The sequence below is a fragment of the Ensifer sp. LC384 genome (assembly GCF_001695865.1).
Classification (GTDB): domain Bacteria; phylum Pseudomonadota; class Alphaproteobacteria; order Rhizobiales; family Rhizobiaceae; genus Ensifer.
The window spans coordinates 57,895-78,298 of the sequence record NZ_MBST01000022.1 but is presented as its reverse complement, the minus strand read 5'-3'; the positions used below and the strand labels follow the sequence as shown (position 1 = coordinate 78,298).

At 62.0% G+C, this 20,404-nt stretch carries 18 protein-coding genes; 8 read left to right on the top strand and 10 right to left on the bottom strand.

The genetic code is table 11. The features are described 5' to 3' along the window. Together BC363_RS17685 and BC363_RS17680 are read right to left on the bottom strand one after the other, a co-directional pair. Positions 1-491 (bottom strand): electron transfer flavoprotein subunit beta/FixA family protein (locus BC363_RS17685; protein ID WP_065793318.1); only part of this gene is annotated, 491 nt, incomplete at its 3' end. 43 nt (positions 492-534) lie between these two features. Then, positions 535-2,976: an FAD-dependent oxidoreductase gene (locus BC363_RS17680; protein WP_065783478.1), complete on the bottom strand. Its 2,442-nt coding sequence runs from the start codon at positions 2,974-2,976 to the stop codon at positions 535-537. A 95-nt stretch (positions 2,977-3,071) separates the two neighbouring features. Here BC363_RS17680 and BC363_RS17675 point away from each other — a divergent pair, with 95 nt between their 5' ends. Further along, entirely contained in the window at positions 3,072-4,001 is a 930-nt protein-coding gene (locus BC363_RS17675; RefSeq protein ID WP_065783479.1) for a LysR substrate-binding domain-containing protein, read from the top strand. Positions 4,002-4,016: 15 nt separating this feature from the next. Here the strand turns inward: BC363_RS17675 and BC363_RS17670 are convergent, their stop codons facing one another. The 8 genes from BC363_RS17670 to BC363_RS17635 all read right to left on the bottom strand — a co-directional run bounded on the left by BC363_RS17670 (position 4,017) and on the right by BC363_RS17635 (position 11,311). Continuing rightward, entirely contained in the window at positions 4,017-5,300 is a 1,284-nt protein-coding gene (locus BC363_RS17670) for an FAD-binding oxidoreductase (protein ID WP_065783480.1), read from the bottom strand. Between the two features lie 78 nt (positions 5,301-5,378). Further along, positions 5,379-6,269: a formyltetrahydrofolate deformylase gene (purU, locus tag BC363_RS17665; RefSeq protein WP_065783481.1), complete on the bottom strand. Its 891-nt coding sequence runs from the start codon at positions 6,267-6,269 to the stop codon at positions 5,379-5,381. 50 nt (positions 6,270-6,319) lie between these two features. Next, positions 6,320-7,459 carry an aldo/keto reductase gene (locus BC363_RS17660; protein WP_065783482.1) on the bottom strand — a complete coding sequence of 380 codons (1,140 nt, stop codon included), beginning with the start codon at positions 7,457-7,459 and terminating at the stop codon, positions 6,320-6,322. Between the two features lie 55 nt (positions 7,460-7,514). Beyond that, positions 7,515-8,249, bottom strand: a complete 735-nt coding sequence (locus BC363_RS17655) for an aspartate/glutamate racemase family protein (RefSeq protein WP_065783483.1) — start codon at positions 8,247-8,249, stop codon at positions 7,515-7,517. Positions 8,250-8,334: 85 nt separating this feature from the next. Beyond that, positions 8,335-9,174, bottom strand: a complete 840-nt coding sequence (locus BC363_RS17650; RefSeq protein WP_065783484.1) for a transporter substrate-binding domain-containing protein — start codon at positions 9,172-9,174, stop codon at positions 8,335-8,337. A 27-nt stretch (positions 9,175-9,201) separates the two neighbouring features. After that, entirely contained in the window at positions 9,202-9,864 is a 663-nt protein-coding gene (locus BC363_RS17645) for an amino acid ABC transporter permease (protein ID WP_065783485.1), read from the bottom strand. Continuing rightward, complete coding sequence (locus BC363_RS17640; RefSeq protein ID WP_065783486.1) at positions 9,864-10,508, bottom strand: amino acid ABC transporter permease; 645 nt, start codon at positions 10,506-10,508, stop codon at positions 9,864-9,866. Before BC363_RS17640 ends, BC363_RS17645 begins: the two co-directional genes overlap by 1 nt. After that, positions 10,505-11,311 carry an amino acid ABC transporter ATP-binding protein gene (locus tag BC363_RS17635; RefSeq protein WP_065783487.1) on the bottom strand — a complete coding sequence of 269 codons (807 nt, stop codon included), beginning with the start codon at positions 11,309-11,311 and terminating at the stop codon, positions 10,505-10,507. Before BC363_RS17635 ends, BC363_RS17640 begins: the two co-directional genes overlap by 4 nt. Positions 11,312-12,044: 733 nt before the next feature. Between BC363_RS17635 and BC363_RS17630 the strand changes: the two genes are divergently transcribed. From BC363_RS17630 to BC363_RS17600, 7 genes are all read left to right on the top strand, one after another. Next, entirely contained in the window at positions 12,045-13,724 is a 1,680-nt protein-coding gene (locus BC363_RS17630) for an EAL domain-containing protein (RefSeq protein WP_065783488.1), read from the top strand. A gap of 144 nt (positions 13,725-13,868) precedes the next feature. Beyond that, entirely contained in the window at positions 13,869-14,387 is a 519-nt protein-coding gene (locus tag BC363_RS17625; protein ID WP_065783489.1) for a ubiquinone biosynthesis methyltransferase UbiE, read from the top strand. Next, positions 14,384-15,559: a class I SAM-dependent methyltransferase gene (locus tag BC363_RS17620; protein ID WP_065783490.1), complete on the top strand. Its 1,176-nt coding sequence runs from the start codon at positions 14,384-14,386 to the stop codon at positions 15,557-15,559. Before BC363_RS17625 ends, BC363_RS17620 begins: the two co-directional genes overlap by 4 nt. Beyond that, a complete protein-coding gene (locus tag BC363_RS17615; protein ID WP_065783491.1) occupies positions 15,556-17,916 on the top strand; it encodes a SpoIIE family protein phosphatase in 2,361 nt (786 codons plus the stop codon). The genes BC363_RS17620 and BC363_RS17615 overlap by 4 nt, the downstream gene beginning before the upstream one ends. A 4-nt stretch (positions 17,917-17,920) precedes the next feature. Continuing rightward, complete coding sequence (locus BC363_RS17610; protein WP_065783492.1) at positions 17,921-18,481, top strand: ATP-binding protein; 561 nt, start codon at positions 17,921-17,923, stop codon at positions 18,479-18,481. Between the two features lie 13 nt (positions 18,482-18,494). After that, positions 18,495-18,833, top strand: coding sequence for a hypothetical protein (locus tag BC363_RS17605; RefSeq protein ID WP_053251306.1), 339 nt, complete (start codon positions 18,495-18,497; stop codon positions 18,831-18,833). 479 nt (positions 18,834-19,312) lie between these two features. Then, positions 19,313-19,939 carry a hypothetical protein gene (locus tag BC363_RS17600; protein ID WP_065783493.1) on the top strand — a complete coding sequence of 209 codons (627 nt, stop codon included), beginning with the start codon at positions 19,313-19,315 and terminating at the stop codon, positions 19,937-19,939. Positions 19,940-20,404 lie beyond the last annotated feature (465 nt).

The following is a 20,404-nucleotide window of genomic DNA, read 5'->3' as shown; positions in this document are numbered from 1 at the left end:
TGCAGACCGCCATCAACTTCGCGCGTCACCGTCGCGCTTCCCTCACCGATCTCGACCTTGGAAGCAAACGTCCCCTGGGCCCAGCCCAAGAGTGCCGACAGCATCTGGCCGGTCTGGTTCGAATCGTCATCGATCGCCTGCTTGCCGACGATGATCAGGCCCGGCTGTTCGGCCTCGGCAACACCCTTGACGATCTTGGCAACGGCGAGCGGCTCGACCGGGTCGTCGGTCTCGACCAGGATCGCCCGGTCGGCGCCCATCGCCAGCGCCGTCCGCAGCGTCTCTTCGGCCTTGGCCGGACCGACCGACACGACGACGACCTCCTCGGCCTTGCCGGCTTCCTTCAGCCGCAGCGCCTCTTCCACCGAGATCTCGTCGAACGGGTTCATCGACATCTTCACATTGGCCAGCTCGACACCCGAGCCGTCCGCCTTCACCCGGATCTTGACGTTGTAGTCAACCACCCGCTTGACCGTCACAAGTATTTTCATGACCAACCCTTTCCTGCAATTTTCGCTGTCTGCTTGAGGACCGTTACATGCGGCCGCGCTTGGCTTCGGGATCGTAGGGCGATTCCGCAATGACGCGCGCCCTGCGCCGCTCCCCAAGGATTGGGACTTTGAGTTCCGTTCCCGGGACGCCAAGCTCGACCGGCAGCAGGGCGAAGGCGACGTCGTAGCCGAGCGTATAGGCATAGCCACCCGAGGTGATGCACCCGACAAGCTTGCCCTGGTGATAGACACCCTCATAGATCAGCGAGCTTGCACCGTCGGTATCGATCGCGATGGTGAAGGAGCGGCGGGCAACGCCCTCTTCCCTTGCCTTTACCAGCGCATCGCGGCCGATGAAGTCGCCCTTGTCGAGGCGCACGAAGCGATCGAGGCTGCTCTCCCAGGCGCTGAGTTCCGGGTTCATGTCGCGGTACATCGCCCGGTAGGATTTTTCGAGACGCAGCGATTCCAGCGCCTGCAGGCCGATCAGCCTCAGGCCATGCGCCTCGCCGGCGGCAAGCAGCGCATCGAGCAGGTGCCGTTGATAGCAGAGCGGGTGATAGAGTTCCCAGCCGAGCTCGCCTTCATAGTTGACGCGCAGCAGACGGACGTCGCTGGCGAGCGCCACCGTGCCCGTTTGCACGCCAAACCACGGAAACGCTTCGTTGGAGAGGTCGATTTCCGTCAGCGATTGCAGCACGTCGCGCGCCTTTGGTCCGACGATGGTGAAGCAGCCGCGATCGTTGGTGACGTTGCGAAGCTGCACGCTGCCGTCTTTCGGCAGAAGCTTCGACAGATCGTCGAAATTCCAGCGCTCGGCCCGCGGTGTCGAGATCAGGTAGAAGAAACCGTCTTCCAGACGGGCGACGACATATTCGGCCTGGACGCCACCCTTGGCCGTCAGATGGTGGCTAAGGTTGACGCGCCCTGTCTTCGGCAGGCGGTTGGCAAGAATGCCGTCGAGCCAGGCTTCGGCACCCGGGCCGCTGACCTCGAACTTGGTCATCGGGGTCATCTCGACAAGGCCGACGGCGTTGCGCACGGCGTGAACCTCCTCGCCGACATATTTGCCCTTCTCGGTCCAGCGCCAGCTATGCTGGTCCTTGGCCTCCACACCCTCAGGCGCAAACCAATTGGGCATTTCCCAGCCGTTGAGAACGCTCCAGACGGCACCCTTCTCGCTCAGGCGATCATAGGAGGGCGCTGTCTTCTGCGGTCGGGCAGCCGGCATGTCCTGGCCGGGATAGTGCTGTTCGGCATGGGTGCCCCAGGCTTCGCGCACCTTCTCGCGCGTCCAGTTCTTGTTCGCGTAGTCGCCGAAGCGGCGCGGGTCGAGCTCGGAGGTGTCGAGGCTGTTACCGCCTTCGACGATGCGCTCGGAGAGGTAGTAGCCGATCGCCCCGCCCCAGAGGATGCCGCCCGGCACCCCTTCGGCGATCCAGACATTTTCGAGCCCCCAGGCCGGCCCCATCAAAGGCAGCTCGTCGGCAGTCATCTGGAAGGGGCCGCGGACATTGGCCTTGATGCCGACGCGACCGAGCGCCGGCACGAGGTCCATCGCCCGCTCCCAGTTCCAAGAGACGGAATCGAAGTCTTCTTCAAGCAGGTCGGCGCCGAACCATTCCGGCACGCCGTTTTCGGCAAACAGCTTCAGGTGCTCGGTCTTCTCGTAGGGGCCGAACATCAGGCCGTCACCCTCTTCGCGAAGATAGCCCTCGAACCCCTCGTCGCGCAGGATCGGCATTTCGGGCAGGCCCTGGCGTTTACGCTCGATTACCTCCGGAACGGCATCGGTGATCCAGTATTGATGAACGATCGGGATCGCCGGGATTTCGAGGCCGAGCATAGCGCCGGTCTGGCGCGCATAATTGCCGGTCGCCGAGATGATGTGCTCGCAGATGATCTCGCCCTGATTGGTCCTGATCTTCCACTCGCCGCTCGGCATGCGCTCGAAACCGCGTACCTCGGTGTTGAGATAGATCTTGGCGCCGCGGTCGCGGGCACCCTTGGCCATCGCCTGGGTCACGTCGGCCGGTGCGATGTGGCCGTCGTCAGGGTGGTAGAGCGCGCCGAGCATTTCCTTGTTGTTTTCAAGAAGCGGCCAGAGTTCGCGGGCCTCTGCGGGCGAAACGAGTTCGGCGCGAATGCCCTGAACCTCGGCGACACTCATGTAGCTCTTGTACTCGTCAAAGCGGTCGCGGGTGTTGGCAATGCGCAACTGGCCGCATTTGTGCCAGCCGACATGCTGTCCGGTTTCGGCTTCGAGGCCTTCATAGATCTCTATGGTCTTGGCGATCATCCGGCCGATATTGATGCTGCGGGCATAGGACGGAATGAGACCGGCGGCGTGCCAGGTCGAGCCGGCTGTCAGCTGCGTGCGTTCGAGCAGAGCGACATCGGTCCAACCGCGCTTCGTCAGACCGTAGAGAATAGCTGCGCCGACGCAGCCGCCGCCGATGACCACGGCCCGAGCATGAGTTTGCATGGAGAGGTTCCCTTATGTGGAATTTTCAGCAACTTACAAACGGCTGGAGCGCTTGTAATCTTGCTAAAAATTGTCCGGGGGCATAACCTCAGTTTATGCATAGACTCCGCTCGCTCGTCCCCTCCGCCAACTATCTGTTCGTCTTCGAGGCCGCCGCCCGGCGGCAGAGCTTTACCGGCGCAGCAGAAGAGCTGAATGTCAGCCAGCCGGCCGTCAGCAAGACGATCCGGCTGCTTGAAGAGGCGACTGGTCTGAAACTCTTCCGCCGCGAGCACGCTCGACTGGAGCTGACGGCCGAGGGCAAGCGGCTCTACAAGGAAACGCAGGAAGCCTTCGATCACCTGCACATGGTGATCTCGTCGCTCCGGCAGAAGCACTCGCGCGATATCGTGCGCGTCTCGTTCTCCGCATCCTTCGTGCAGCTCTGGCTTCTGCCGCGACTGAAAGCCTTCAAGGCGCAGCATCCGGATATCGCCTTGCGCATCGCCGAAAGCAGCCGCGACGATCAGGACCTGCTGGAGGAGGATATCGATCTTTCCGCCCGGCTTGGCGCCGGCAAATGGCCGGGCATCCACGCCTGGCATTTCGTCACCGAGGAGGTGTGGCCAGTCTGCAGTCCGGCCTATCTCAGGGAGCATGGACCGATCGAGACCCCGGCCGACCTGCTCAACCACACGCTCCTGCATTTCGAGGAGCGGCATCGCTCACGCGTCGGCTGGCGGGAGTATCTGGAGCGCAACGAAGTCTCGGCCGCAAAGTTGACGCAGGACTTCGTCTTCACCGATGCGCTGAATTCGATCGAGGCGGCGGTGCTCGGGCAAGGGGTCGCCCTCGGCTGGAAGCATCTGGTGCACGACCACCTGAAGGCCGGCCGGCTCGTCTGCCCGATCCGGGCGAGCTATCTTTCGGGACAGAGCATCCACATCGTCATGCCGGCGCAGCGCCCGCCGAAGCGTGGCACCGAGATCTTTCGCGACTGGCTGATGGAACAGAACGCCGACGCCGACATCTTCGCCGAGGATTGACGGCGAGCAGGTTGATCAGAAACGGTCGCCCACAAAGTGGGCGACCTGGGCACCAGCCTCGTAATAGGCCTCCTTGAGACGCCGCATCGGCGGGTCGCTCGCATCGGTGAGTGGCAACGGCAGTTCCGCCTCGGCAATCTCTCCCATAATGTGGCGCGCCAACACCCGGCCGAACACCGTTCCAGGCGCGATGCCGCGGCCGTTGTAGCCGGAGAAGCCGACGACGTTCGGCGCGAACCGGTGGAAACGTGGCAGTGCATTGGTGGTCATGCCGATCTGGCCATACCATTCGCACCCGAAATCCACCCTGCCCAATTGCGGAAAGAGCCGGGCAAGCGAACGCCGGGCCCAGGCCTTGTGGACGGCCGCACCGCCGTTGCGCAAGGCGCCGACGCTGCCGAACACCAACCTGCCCGCTTTGTCCATGCGGAAGGACGAGAGGATTTCCTTGGTATCCCAGACACCCTCGCGGTTGGGAAGAATGCTCGACAGCAAGTCAGGTGCGAGCGGCCGGGTCGCGAGATTGAAATAGGGCAGATAGACTTGTTCGGTCCGCACCCGTTCCCATGGACCGGTGCTGTAGGCATCGGTCGCGACGATGATCCAGTCCGCCGTAACCGACGCCCTGTCCGTCGCCACCTTCCAGCGGCTGCCGATGCGTTCGGTCGAGACGACCCGGCTTGACGTGTGCAAGACGACGCCGGCACGCTCGGCCGCGTGCGCCAGGCCGCGGACATAGGCGAGCGGCTGCAGCGTGCCTGCCCGCCTGTCGAGCAAGGCGCCGGCATAGGCGTTCGTGCCGATCCGTGCGGCCGTCTCGGCCGCATCAAGAAGTTCCACCGGCGCGCCGCGCTTTTGCCATTGCGACGCCCGGTCCTCGATTTCCTTCAGGCCGGCATCGCCGACGGCACAATGCAGCGTGCCGTTGCGCTCCAGCTCGCAGGCGATCGCGTGCTTGTCGATCAGCTCCATCACCATGCGCGGCCCGTTGCCGAGCAGACCCAGCAGCCGCTCGCCGTGCGCGTCACCCAGTTCGCCGGGCATATCGTCGGGCATCACCCACATGCCGGCATTGATCAGGCCGACATTGCGGCCCGCGCCGCCAAAACCGATCTCCGCGCCCTCGAGCAGGATGACGCTGCGGCCGGCTTCCGCCAGATGCAGCGCGGCCGAAATGCCGGTGAAGCCACCGCCGACAACCACCACGTCGGCGGAGGCGTCGGCTGCAAGCGGGCCGGTGACCGGCGGCGGCGGGGCGGTCATTTCCCAAAGCCCATGGGAGCGGGGATCGTTCAGCATCGTTCAAGTCCTTCGCGCGGGCATATTGCTTCGTCTTTCCCGCAGCTTCCATCAATCATCACAATGATAACGTCGCCGTCACTGTGTAAAGACCACCGTCCTGTGGCCGTTGAGCATGACGCGGTTTTCCAGATGCATCTTCACCGCCCGGGCCAGCACGCGGCTTTCGATATCGCGGCCGGTGGCGACGAAATCCTCGGCACTCATCGAATGGCTGACCCGCTCCGTCTCCTGCTCGACGATCGGGCCTTCGTCGAGGTCGGGCGTGACATAGTGCGCCGTCGCCCCGATCAGCTTGACGCCGCGCGCATGCGCCTGGTGGTAGGGCTTGGCGCCCTTGAAGGACGGCAGGAACGAGTGGTGGATGTTAATGATCCGGCCATAGAGCCGGTTCGACAGACTGTCGGAGAGGACCTGCATATAGCGGGCAAGGACGACGAGGTCGGCCTCGGTCTCACGTGCCAGATCAATCAGCCGCTGCTCCTGTTCGGCCTTGTTGTCCTTCGTCACTTTCCAGTGGTGATAGGGAATGCCTTCGAGCTCGGCGGTCCTTGCGCTGTCGTCATGGTTGGAGACGATGGCGACCACCTCGGCATTCAGCCAGCCGACGCGGATCTGGTAGAGCAGATGCAGCATCGCGTGGTCGAACCTCGAGACCATCACGATGATTTTCGGCCGGCGGGTCGCATCGGCAACCGCCGCCCTCATGCCGAAGCGATCGATCGCCGGCTTCAGCGCCCGCTCGACGCCGTCTCGCGACATGCCGGCGGGACCGGTAAAGGCAATGCGCATGAAGAAGCAGTTGGTCTCGACGTCGCGAAACTGATTGCTTTCGACGATGTTGCCGCCGATCGCCGCAAGCTCGGTCGTCACGGCTGCGACGATACCGGGCTGGTCATCGCAGGCGAGCGTCAAAATGAAAGAGGCAGCAGTGCCGGTAGATGTCAGGTTTGCGGGCATCACGGTCATGCCTCTTTCCTTTCGTGATAGCGGTGGCGGAAGCGGCTCATCGGAGAGCTTCAATCCTTGGATTTCGGTCGACTGAAAACATAATCGGAGACCTTTGGCAGAAATGTCTCGCTGTAATACCCGCGCGGCTTCTCGCCGATCGCCACCCCGGCGTTGAGGATGCCGGCCTGGTATTCGTCGGCAAACAGCGAATAGGGGTAGACGGCTTCAACCGCGCTTGCCGCCTGTAGTTGCTGGCGCAATTCGGCGGGAATCGAAAAATCCAATGCGGCCAGGTTGTCGTCGAGCTGCTCGATCCGGCTCGCCCCGACGATGGCGGCACCGACGCCGGGCTGCGTCACCACCCAGTTCAAGGCGACTTGCGCCATGCTGCGACCGGTCTCACCGGCTACCGCCTCGAGGGCTGCGACGATGCACATATTGCGCTCGGTAAAGAGGCCGAGCCCGCTGCCGGATGTGTCGAGCGAAAGTCGCCCCGCCGCCTGCTGGCCGGCGCGATACTTGCCGGAGAGCAAGCCCATGGCGAGTGGGCTCCAGGCGGTAATGCCGAGGCCGAGCGTCTGGGCGAGCGGCACGAATTCGTTCTCGATGCTGCGCTCGGCCAGCGAATAGGGAAGCTGCAGGCAGATCGGCGGCGTCAGGGCATGGGCCTCCGCCCAGGTCTGCGCGCGCGCAGCATACCAGCCGGGCACGTCGGAAAGCCCGGCATAGCGGATCTTGCCGGCGCGCACGAGATCGTCGAACGTCCGCATGACCTCTTCGGCTGGCGTGATCCTGTCCCAGGTGTGCAGCAAATAGAGGTCGATATAATCCGTCTTCAGGCGCCGCAACGAAGCGTCGACAGCACGCATCAGGTTCTTACGGCCGTTTCCACCGGCATTCGGGTTGCCGGGCTCCAGGCTGTTGGAAAACTTGGTCGAGATCACCACCCGGTCGCGGATGCCTGTCTCGGTCACGAACTTGCCGATCAGTTCCTCGCTGACACCCGCCGCGTAGGAATCGGCCGTATCGATGAAATTGCCGCCGACCTCGAGGTAGCGGTTGAAGATCGCGCGCGCGGCGTCCTCGTCCGACCCCCACGAGCCGCCGATCCCGCGAATGCCGCCATTGCCAAAGGTCATCGTTCCGAGCGCGAGCCGGCTGACCCGCAAGCCCGAGCGGCCGAGGAGGTAGTAGTGGTCCATGGACATGGTTGGTTCCTGGGGGTTATTCCTGATTTGTCTCGCGCCCTGCCCTCGGACCCGATCACATGCGGCCGTGATAGCTCCTGCGCGCGACGCCTTGCTGGACGTGGTTGATCATCGTTACGAAGTCGAAAACCGGCAGACCGGTCGCCGCCTGCACGGCATGAGCATAGGGCGGCAGATCGCTGCATTCGAGCAGAATGGAGCGAACGTCCGGGTTATCCTCTACGAGTTTGCAAGCGACCTCGGTGACCTCCCGCTCGATCTGCACGCTGTCGAGCGTGCCCTTCTCTTCGAGAATGGCCTCGCGAAACTCTTTCTGCCCTTCCATGCCGGCAATGGCGAGCGGGATATGTCCCGGCACGTTGCTCGCCTCGAAGTGGCGCGGCGTCAGCCGCGCGGCGTTGGCCGTGATGATGCCGACACTGCCGCCGGCGGCCGCATGCATGAATGGGATCTGCATCAGGCTCGACAGAAACACCGGAATATCGACGGCGGCCGCGACCTCCTCCTGGAAATAGGCCATGAAACCGCAGGCGCCGGTGATCGCCTTGACGCCGCGGTTCTGCAACTCGACCGCCGCTTCGATGAAGACGTCGCGAAGTGCGGGATCGCGCTGATTGAGCAATCGGTCGATGGAGGCGCCACGGACCTCCTGAAAGCGGACCGGAAAATCATAGGTCGTGGCGTTGCCGACATTGCCGGGCACGCAAGGATATGCCGCATCGAGGATCAGGATGCCGATCGACTCTCCGTACCACGACTGCGTCCTCCGCGTGACTGAGTGGACAGTCATCGTCTTGTCTCCGATATCGAATTGTTCTCAAATCGGCATGCCCGCCGAGGGGAACGGGAGCCTGTAGCGGCTCCCGTATATGGCCTTACTGGACCAGACGTGGCGCGCCGGTTTCGGCGGCGGTGCCATCGAGGCCGTAGGACTTCAGGACGTTGACGATGGTGCCGTCCGCATGCATCGCCTCGATCTGCGCATCCAAGGCAATGCCGAATTCCTTGGCGTTGAAGGAATAGGGGAATGCCGCCTGCGCGGCTTCCTTGGTGGCCCTGACCCGATCGTCGGAGGCGGCAACCTTGACCTTGACGTCCTTGAGCGCGCCGCTCTTTTCAGCGACGACGCCGGTCGAATAGCCGTCCACTGCCACGTCGATGCGGCCGGAGAAGAGGTCCTGCTGCATGTTGACCGAGTTCGGATAGAGCTTCAGCTTGGAACCGAGCATGGTCTTCAGGTCCGTGACCCAGAGATAGCCCTGCACCGTGCCGACCTGCTTGTCTTCGAGGTCGCCGACGGTGGCGAAGCCATCCTTGGAATAGATCGCCATCTGGTCGGTATAAAGCGGCGCCGAGAGGTTCATGACCTTGGCGCGCTCGGCTGTACGGTACCAGTCGCCGGTGGCGATATCGGCCTGGCCAGAAAGCACATACTGGATGGCGGCGGCCGGATCGACGGCAATCGCCTTCACCTTCAGGCATTCGCGCTTGGCGAATTCCGCGGCGATATCGCCGTCGATGCCCTTCATGTTGCCGCTGTCGTCGAGATAGGAATGCGGGACGTAAGTTGTGACGGCAACCGTCAGCGTGCCCTGTTCGATCGTGGCAAAGGTGTGCTTCGGCGTGCAATCCTGGGCAAGCGCCACTTGGCCCGAAATGAGGACGCCGGCGATACCGGTCAAAAGAAGGCGGGTTTTGGTCGTGAACGAAGTCATGCCTGAATGCCCTTTCATGGTGTTGGTTCAGCGTTGCGCATAGGAGCCGGCGCGCTTCTCGACATGACTGACGAGGAGAGCGGCGGGGATGGAGATCGAGGCGTAGAGAACGCCGGCGGCGAGAAGCGCCGGGAAATAGCGGAACGTGTTCGAGCCGATTTCATAGGCGCGGCTGACGAGTTCCGGCAGCGCGATGGTGAAGCAGAGCGACGTGCCCTGGAAGATCAGGATCGAGAAGGCGAGCAGCGCCGGCAACGCGACACGCAGCCCCTGCGGCAGCAGGACGTAGCGCAAGGCATCCAGTCGATTGAGCCCGATTGCGACGGCGGCCTCTCTTTGGCCATGCGGGATCGACTGCAGACTGGCGCGAATGATCTCGCTGGTATAGGCGCCGGTGTTCCAGGCAAGGGCAATGACGGCTGCGGTGAAGGAACCGAGTGTCAGGCCCGATGTCGGCAGGCCGAAATAGATGAACTGCAGCAGGACCAGCGCCGGCGCGCCACGGCCGACCTCGACCAGGAACAGGGCGATTACCTTTGTCAGCCGGTTCTTGGCGAGCACGCCAAGCGCCAGCAGCAGCCCGAACGGAATGCCGATCAGGAGACTGAGCACCGTGACCTGCAGACTGATCGAGAGGCCCGACAGGAGATCGGGAAGCCACCCGGAGAGTTCTTCGTAGCTCGGCAACATCAGCGGGCCACCTTTGCTTGCAGATAGCTGTCGGCGACGCGCGACAGCCAGGCGACCGGCAGGCTCAAGAGAATGTAGAACATGCCGACCAGAGCGAAGACTTCGAGACCGCGGAACGTCAGCTGCGACAGCTGGTTGCCCTGGAAGGCAAGCTCGCTGACGCCGATGGTCGAGGCCACGGCCGTCTCCTTCATCAGACCGATCAGGTAACTCGCGGCCGAAGGCAGAGCGACGCGAAAGGCTTGCGGGGCGACGACGTCCGTCAGCGTGTGCCAGCGGCCAAGGTTCAGCGCCGACGACGCCTCCCATTGGCCGAAATGTATGGAGGCGAGCGCACCACGGTAGATTTCCGCCATGTTCGCGGCCGCGATCAGCCCCAGCCCGGCCAGCGCCGCGTTGAAGGGGCTGATCGGGAAGACGCTCATTCCCAGGCCGAAGAAGATGATGAACAGCCAGAGGATCGGCGGAATGCCGCGCACGATCTGGATGAACACCATCGCCAGAAATCGCAGCGGCAGGATGCGGCTCTGCCTGGCCGCCACCAGTGGCACCCCGAGCACGGCGCCGGCCAGGAACGCGCCGAGCGTCAAGGCGACCGTCCAGGGAAGCCCGCGCAAAATGGCGAAGAGGTCGGCCGTGCTCATCGGTCGTGCACCGCCCGAAGGAAGCGTTTTGTACGCTCCTGCTGCGGATTGCGCATGACGTCAGCCGACGGCCCCTTCTCGATGATCTTGCCATCGGCCATGATCATCACCGTGTCGGAAACATTCTCGGCAAAGCTCATTTCGTGGGTGACGACGATCATCGTCATGCCGGTTTCTGCCAGTTCCCGCATGACCGCGAGGACTTCGAGACCGAGTTCGGGATCAAGGGCCGAGGTCGGCTCGTCGAAGAGCATCACGTCCGGGTCGAGCGCAAACGCTCTCGCAATGGCGATGCGCTGCTGCTGGCCGCCGGAACAGCGGCCGGGATACTGCTCCGCCTTGTCGGCCAGGCCGACGCGCTTCAGCAGTTGCATCGACCTTTCATCGGCGCTCTTGCGGCTGCGTCCGAGAACGCGCTCCTGCGCCAGGCTGACATTTCGCAGCACGGTCATATGCGGAAAGAGATTGAAGGACTGGAAGACCATGCCGACGCTGCGGCGCAAGGTCGAAAGCTCCGATCGCCCGGCGGGTGCGGCCGCGTTGAGCGAAATGTCGCCGATGGACACATGCCCGCCATCCGGCGGCTCTAGGTAGTTGATGCAGCGCAGCAGCGTGCTCTTGCCGGATCCGCTCGGCCCGATGATCGCCAGCACTTCTCCCGGCATCACCTCAAGGTCGATACCGTCGAGCACCGTGTGGTTTCCGTAGTGTTTGCTCAGCTTGTCGAGCTTGATCAGCGGCTTTCGCGCCTGGCCCCTTGCGGAAGGCACATCCTTGGCGGCCAGAGTATCGTCCTCGGTCATTGTCGGTTTGCCACTCCCCAAGTGCAAGACAGCGCCATCCATAACGATTTCGCTCCATTGCAGGCACGGATCGACCCTGCGCCGGGCAGGCCGCGTCCTGTCGCTGAATGTGTTTGATGTTTGTCGTGCGCCGCGAGGCGAACGACAGTCGTTCCCGTTCTTTTGTTATGGATCACCATAACGATTCGGCGCTCGGTCGGCAGACGACAAAAATTGCAGAGCCGCATAACCTGGGGTTATGCCTTCAGCAGGTGTGGTTCGCTGCCTTCTGCGGAAGCCGATCGAATGCGTGAGGTGCCAGGCGTCTCATCGATGCGCCAAGCCATTGGGCGCCCTACCCGTCCAACCAAAAATGGTTAATGCTGGCGATCGCCGCTGTTGGCAAGGTAACACTATTTTAGCCATGACGGATTAGCAAAGCCATCAGATCGCTAGATATCGCTATGCTCGCCGAGTCGCTCGAAAATTGCCTGCGTCGCCCGCAAGTGATAGAAAGAGCTACAAAATTGCAACCGGACAGGGAAGATGCAGGTGCCTGTACACGCAGCTCGAACCGCTGGCCTTGATGACCGGACACACCACTTGCGTGCAGCATTGACGGTGACACCTTGTGCGATAGCTCTGCATGAGGACCGACTGAATTAGAGCGCGACACCGTTCTCGCCACTTGGATAGCTCGAGCGATGCTCGCGGGCGGTTCAAACGAAACCGCAACGGAAAGGGAAAGGGTAGGATGTCAAGCACTGACTCGACGTTGTCTGCTGCATCTTCCGTGGACGATACCGTCCTTGGCAACACAGACGAAGTCATCTCTGTCTATGACGAGGCCCTTCATCTCGTGGGATCCTCGGTTGCTCTTCAACGGGCCTACGAGGTGGCCGGACTGGTCGATGCGACGCTCTGGCATGTCTACCCCGAACTGCTGGAACCGGCCTCGAAGGCCATGGCTGAATCCGTTCTTGCCAATGGCGTTCCCCGCAGCATCGAAATCATCGACGGGCCCAATCGCTCACGGCGAACCCTGCTCGTCTTTCGCGCTGGGAACGGCGTCGGCGTCATAGAGACGGATGGGGCATCGGTAAGACGGGAAGTCGCGAGCCAGGGCGAGAACGAACGTGCGTTACTGCTTCATCAGGCCACCCATGATGCCCTGACCGGCTTGCCCAACCGTCGCCAGTTCAGCGATGACCTGCGAAGCGTGCTGCCGGCAGTCCATGAAAAGAAGCCGGCGCTGATGCAGATCGACCTCGACGATTTCAAGCCGATCAATGATACGCTCGGGCACGGCGCTGGCGACGCAGTGCTCCGGATGGCAGCTGAACGTATCCGCAGCGTCTTGCGCGACGGCGAGGTTGCCTACCGGCTTGCGGGAGACGAGTTCGCGATCATCCAGCGCGACGCCGATCAGCCTGCGGAAGCCGAGCGATTGGCCGAAGCGGTGGTCAATGCTTTCAAGGAACCTTTCACGGTCGACGGCATCTCGGCTTTTGTCGGCGCAAGCATTGGCATTGCCATTGCGCCACCCGACGGAAACGAGGGCGAACAGTTGATGAAGGCTGCCGACATCGCTCTTTACGCAGCCAAGAAGGAAGGCCGGGGCCGCGCCAAAACCTTCAGCCGCTCGATGCTGATCGTGCTGGAGCAGCGGGAAATGCTGCGCCGGAGCCTGCGCACCGCACTCAGGGAAAACCAGTTCTCCATCGAGTACCAGCCGCTGGTCAGACCGCCCTTTGAGATCGTCGGCTTCGAGGCTCTGGTGCGGTGGCGTCATCCGCTGGTAGGCATCATTCCACCCAATGTCTTCGTGCCGATGGCCGAGGCAGATGGGCTGATGAGCGATATCGGCCAATGGGTGCTGGAGCAGGCCTGCCGGCAGGCAACCACATGGCCCTCGCATTTCACTGTGGCGGTCAACCTGTCTCCGGCGCAGTTCCTGCACGACGGTTTCACCGATCGCGTGTCGCAGACACTTGATATGGTGGGCTTGCGGGCAGATCGGCTCGAACTGGAAATTACCGAATCGGTTCTACTCGAAAAGACCACCAACAATCTCGACACACTCAACACCTTGAATGTGCTCGGCATTCAGATTTCACTCGACGATTTTGGCACCTATTATTCGTCGCTGAGCTATCTCAAGAACTTCCCGTTCGACACGATCAAGATTGACCGCTACTTCATCAAGGATCTCGAGAACGACGAAAAGAGCCAGGTGATCGTCCGCTCGATCATCGCGCTCGCGCACGGTCTGGGAATGGCTGTGACCGCGGAGGGCGTCGAAACGCGTGCCCAGGCCCTGTGGCTGGAACGCGAAGGCTGCGATCGCTTGCAGGGTTATTTCCTCGGCGTTCCCATGCCGCCCAACGCCATCGACAATTATTTGCGCCAGCCAGCGACAATGGAAATTTCGTAGCAAAGCAGGGAGCGATGCTACCGGGTCGGATCGGCCGCCGGCGCAAGAACCGCCCGGACCGCTTCGAAGTTTGCGTGCCTTGCAAATCAGTTTAGAAGTGCCTGTGGGCCATGGCAAAGTTCCACAGATGGAGGAAAAAGCAGCATGGATGTCGGTAACAGTGTTCCAGCTGACGCGGTTTTCGAGCCCTTGCTCCAGTTTGAAATGGAGATGGGCACGTTTCTTTCAGAGTGGCAGCATTGCGACCATCTCTCTACCTATCTGGCCCGCATGATCAGCCACAACAGGGCCGATCCGGTACGTCATTCGAACTTCTTCTCCTCGGCGCTCAACGAACTGCTCGAAGTTTCCTTCCGCGGCGGCTCGTCCAGCGGTCAAATCGGCCTCGCGATCTATCGAAACGGGCCGACGGAACGAGTTCAGATCACGTTTCCCTGCCCGCCAGGACAGATTCCGTTCTACCGCGAGGCCGTGTCGAAGGTCGATCGCAGCGATGCGCATTCCCGTTATCTCGATGCCATCTCGACCGACATGGCGCCCAGCCGCGAATCCATCCTTCTTGATCTCGCCATCAACTTCGATGCGCGCATCCGCATCGAGGAAAACACGTCGCCTGCCGTGACACTGATCGTCGACCTGCCGCTGGAAGGGCTGGTGAGTTGAGCGTCGCAAGCCTTTCCCCAAACTTCAAGGTGGCGTTCGACGCCAACAGCCAGGTGTTTTCGCTCGCCGGCGTCATCCGGCCGAGGTCGGTCGACGAGATCGCCGATAGCATTGCCATGCTCAGGCAGGCGATCGACGACGTGCGCGGCGTGCTCTACGTCGACGTGAAACGCCTGATCCAGATGAACAACACCGCCTTCCACGGTTTCGTGCGGGTTGCCCTCGATGCGTGCCGCGCACGCGCCGACTTGCGCATGGTTGTCGTGACGTCGAGCGTCGTCGGCTGGACCACGCGAATGTTCGGACATCTCAACCAGATCGAACCGCAGATTACCGTCGAGGTCTACGATTCGACCTTCTACCCCGGGCAGAGCTTCGTCGAGGATACGAGCTTCATTCCCATCCTCCGCGCGCAGACGAAAATGACCTGGCGCCACGAGCGCACCATCCTGCCGCGCCACGGCCTGCGGCCCGGCATCGCCATGGCCGACATCTGCTGCGGCATCGGCGATTTCTCCGTGCTCGCACAGAAGGAGTTTCAGCCGGCGCGGATCGTCGCCCTCGACCACTCCAAGGCCAGCCTTGCTTATGCGCGGGAAGTCGCCTCCAACTTCGGCGTCACCGATATCGAATACACCTACGGCGATGCGTCGGAAATGCTGCTCGAAGACAATCAGTTCGACTTCGTGAGTTGCCGCCATTCGCTGCAGATATTCAACGAACCCGACCTGCTCTTGAAGGAACTCTACCGGATCTGCAAACCCGGCGGACGCGTCTACATCACCAATGAAAAGAACTCGCACTGCCTTGGCGAGCCGCGGGCGCAAAGCATCCAATGGACCTACAATGAGCTCGCGAGGCTTTTGAGCCATTTCGAAATGGATGTGGAGCTCGGGCCGAAGAGCCGGCGCTATCTCGCCGACGCGGGCTTCGACGACATCCTGGTCGAATCCTTCATGGTCACCAATCTGGACGGTGACCCACAGGATTTCGCCGACGTCATCGCCGGCTGGGAGAAGATGTTTGCGGCAATGGCGGTGAGACACGGCGAAGCACCCGAATTCATCGACCGTTTTCGCCAGGGCTTCCGGGATCACATCTTCGCGGCACTGCATCCGAAGGGCTATGCAGGCTGGCCGATCTGGGCAGCGTCCGGGCGCAAACCACTATGAGCGAAAGCAATGTCCAACGTCCCCGGTTCGGTTTGAGATCCTTTCGCGCCAAGTTCGTGCTGGTCGTCGGCAGCGCCGTGCTCTTCGATCTCCTGGTAACAGGCGGCCTGGCGCTCTGGAACGTTCAAAGATTGTCGCGCGACGCGACGACGGAGGTCGGACAGGGCCTGCAAAAGGCAAACGAAGATTACATGCTCACCTACGCGGAATCGACGGGCGCGCGGGTTGATCTTCTGCTCGGCCAGGTTCACGCCGACGTCGCCACGCTCGCGGGCGTGCTCCAGGCGCAGATCGACCGCCCCGTGCGCAGGTCCGACGTCGGAGAGGCACTGGCGCGGCACGCACCGGAATCCGTTACCGTGGCTTACGATCCCAAAGGTGGGTGGGCCCAGAACCTTCCGGGACCGCTCTCGAGCGTCAGCGTTTGGAGCTATCTCCTTGGCCCCGACCACCGGCCGCTACCCGAGGTGCAGACCGATATCGAGAACAGCGCCGTTCTCGATCTGGTTGCTCCCGCCCTGCTTGCGCACGGCCGCTCCAAACTGCAGATGTACTACGTCGGACCAAAGGAGCGGCCGATCTTGCGGATGGCGCCCTATGCCGATCAGGCGCAGACGTTCGACCGTCTCTACCCCGGTCACAACGAGGCCAACTTCTGGAACTTCTTCTTCCCCGGCCTCTACGAGTCCTGGGAGGGATGGGCGAAGGATCCGAGCCTCAGGCCCGTTGCAGCCGATACCACCCAGACGGCACCTTATACGGATGCCGCCACGGGGAAACTGATCGTCAGTTTCTTCCAGCCGCTGTGGTCGCGCGACCGCAAGGGTGTCGCCGGAGCGGCCGGAACCGATATCACGCTCGATCAGCTGGCCGAGGTTGTCGAAAGCGTCAAAGTCGGCGACAGTGGCTTCGGGTTTCTGGCGATGTCCGACGGTAACGTGCTTGCTATCAACCCGGCCGGCGAAAAGGCGATCGGCCTGCAGCGGTCGAGCGACACCGGTGGACAAGGCGTCACCGGGTTGGAGCGCTCGCTGCGCCGCAGCGTACAGCCTGCGATCGCGGGCCTCCCACTCGGCGCCGACGGCACCATTCAGCGTGTGCTGCTCGACGAGGGCGGTGAGAAGGTCCCCTATCTCATTCTCCTGAAGCAGCTCGCGCCAGAGAACTTCTGGGTGTCCGGTCCGGTGCGCCGCGAGACCATGTCGATCGGCATCGTCGTGCCGGAGCGGGAAATCTATGCCTCACTGTTTGCGGCACAGGCCGGTATTTCCGAAGCGACCAACCGTATCCTCGCCTATCAGATCCTGGCGTTGCTTGCGTCCTTGCTCTTCGTGACAGCGGCGGTGTTCGGCATCTCCAAGCGCGTGACCGCCGGCATCAGTGCGCTTGCCGGTGCCGCCAAGCGTATCCAGGCGAAGGACTACTCGGTCCGGGTGCCGATCTCGACGCGCGACGAAGTGGGCGAAGCCGGCACAGCTTTCAATCGAATGGCCGAAGAGATCAGCTTCCACACCGAGAACCTCGAGCATCTCGTCGAGGAGCGCACGAAGCAGATCGAAGAGGCCAACCAGCAGATCTCCGCCCTGAACGCGCAACTGCGCAGCGAGAATCTGCGTCTTGGCGCTGAGCTGGCGGTTGCCCGGCAAATCCAGATGATGGTGCTGCCGAAGGCGGGCGAGCTTGACGAGATCGCGGATCTCGAAATTGCCGCCTATATGCGCCCCGCCGACGAAGTGGGTGGCGACTATTACGATGTCCTGCGCGATGGCGCACGGTTGAAGATCGGCATCGGCGACGTCACCGGCCACGGCCTTGAAAGCGGCGTATTGATGCTGATGGTGCAGTCGGTTGCCCGCGCCTTGCAGGAGGCCGGCGACATGGATCCCAACCAGTTCCTGAACCGCCTGAACCGGGCGATCTACAAGAACATCGTGCGCACCAACACCGGCAAGCATCTTTCCCTCGCATTCCTCGACTATGATGGCGCCCGCCTGACGCTTTCCGGGCAGCATGAGGAGCTGATCGTCGTTCGCAACGGCGATGAAGTGGAGCGCATCGATACGCTGGACCTCGGCCTGCCGATCGGCCTGGAGTCGGATATTTCGCGCTTTGTCGCCACCCGCGAGGTCGCCTTTGCCCGCGGCGACATGATTATCCTGCACACTGATGGTGTGACGGAGGCAGAAAACGCGGCGGGCGAACTGTTTGGCATCGACCGGCTTTGCGACAGTGCCCGGCAATTTTACGGATGCAGCGCCGAGGATGCTAAATCAGGTATCATCGAGGACTTGATGGCGCATATCGGTAAGCAGAAGATACACGACGACATTACCCTCGTGGTCATGAGACACAGGTGAGTAGATGACGACTTTGTACGGACCGGCGGACCTGACCAGGGGTGCCAACGAAAGCGTGACGCGGCTGCGCCTCTATGACGGCCAGCTCAACCTGAGCTGGAAACACTGCGCCATCGCCTCGGATTTTGTCGCCGAGCTGATCGCCATGCGCTACCGCGCCTCGCGAAATGCCTACAAGGAAGTCCGCCACAACATCGGCTATCTGACGAATGAGCTGGTCGAAAACGCGGTCAAGTTCCGTGCCGCGGGCGGCATCGTCGTCGAGGCCTCTATCGACGACAGCAATTTCCGTGCGAAGGTGTCGAACGTGGTCGACGGCGAAACTGCGGCGCGTTTCCAGGATCTGCTGTCCGAGATCACCACGGGTGATCCGGGCGATCTCCTGATCGAACGCATTGAAGCCAACGCAATCGGCACCGGCAAGAGCGGATCTGGACTTGGTCTATTAACACTCATGAGCGATTATGGCGTTCGTTTCGCGTGGGTTTTCGGACCCAATAGCGACGGCGGCGGCATTGCGCTCGAGACCTATGCCTCGATCCCCGTCCCCGATATCTCGAACTGATGAGCAGGTGAATATGGAAATCAAGGACGAGGACTACCGCGTTTGGTCCGAGGGCAACGACATCCACTTCGAGGGAACCATGCGGCTTCCCGGCACGGAAGCCTATGCCCCGATCTTCTCGCTCGCCATGGGCGTGCTTGAGGCCGAGCCCGACCGCATGACGATCGACCTGGCGGAATTGCAGTTCCTGAACTCGTCGGGGATCAACCTGCTCGCAAAACTGACGATCGAGGCCCGCAACCGGCCGAACGTGCAATTGACGGTACGCGGAACCTCCGAGATCCCGTGGCAGTCGAAGTCGCTGCCCAATCTCAAGAAGCTCCACCCCGGCATCGACCTCAGGCTGAACTGAGCCGAGATTTATTAGAGCATTTCCAGGAAAAGTGCGAAGCGGTTTTCCGTCAGGAAATGCGCAGAACAAAGAGATAGCGCGTTTCCGCGGCTCCGTGCGAACCGGAAACGCTCTGCTGCATAATTCCTTAAATCGGAATCGATTTAAGGATAAAATTATGCAGCAAGTTTAAAGCGTTACAGCGTCCTTTGCGCATCATATTTGATGCGCGGCGCTGTTGTCCGTCTCTTGCGCAGGCTGCCTCCGGTCATCCGGGCACATGCCCGGCATGACCCAAGCGCCAGCGCCTTTCTACGCCCAAACAGCGCCTTATCTTCATACATTTTCGGCGGCGGCCGCCGGCGCCGACCACTCCGGCCGGAATGTCGCTTGGAGATCGCGAACACGCCTGTCGCGGCGGATCACAAGATTTCGATTTTACTCCGATCCTGGCTGCCCCTAGGCTTCATCCGGTTCAAATCGCACCGGGAGGAAACGCCATGAAACGTAGGCTTATACTTGTCGCGGCCGCTTTGGCCTGTTCAGTCGTCGGGGCGTACGCCCAGGACACGACAATGAGTTTCTTCGTCACCAGTGCCAATCCGGGCAAGGGCGGCGATCTTGGCGGCCTTGCCGGCGCCGACGCCTATTGCAACACGCTCGCCTCGGCGAGCGGCTCGACCGGCAAGACCTGGAAGGCTTACCTGTCCACCGACGCGGAAAACGCCAAGGACCGTATCGGCGCCGGCCCCTGGTACAACGCCAAGGGTGAAAAGATCGCCGACGATGTCGCCTCCCTGCATAGCGACAAGAACAACCTCACGAAGCAGACCGCGCTTAACGAGAAGGGCGAGGTCATCAACGGCCGTGGCGACACGCCGAACCGTCACGATATTCTCACCGGCTCCAAGGCCGACGGCACTGCCGCGCCGGAAACCTGCGGCAACTGGACCCTGGGCGGGACGGACGGCGCGGCCATCGTCGGCCACAGCGACCGAACCGGCCTGAACGACAGCGCCGAGGCCAAGTCCTGGAATGCGTCGCATGCGACGCGCGGCGGCTGCACCCAGGAAGCCTTCAAGGGAACGGGCGGCGACGGTCTATTTTACTGCTTCGCTGCGAACTGACCGCAACAGCGTGCCCTGCCGAACGGCGGACGGCATCTCGTAGATGCCTACAGCACCGCGCGCCTGTTCAGGCGCGCAAAGGTCGCTGTAACACTTTGATCTGCTGCACAATTTTGTCCCTAAATCGAATCCGATTCAGGGAAGTGTGCAGTAGGGTCAGGTTTGCCGCGCGGCAGGTAGACGCGGTCCCATTGCTATCGTCGAACGACGAAACTTCGCGAAGGCTCCGTCGATTACCACAAATGGATCGACACAAGCCTGTTTGAAGAGGCATACAAGGACGCCGACGCCAATCCGTAAGGCGGCCTTGCGTTTTTTCTCGCCGATCCGCGCTGACAAGGTGCGGGTCGGGAAAACCGTGATCAGTTCTGAAGCATCCCGATGATTTCGTACCCCACTGCAGCCGCGCTCTCGCCTCCCCCCGTGCCGGATGGCCGCATCCCTGTTTGCAATGCAGGTCGGCGG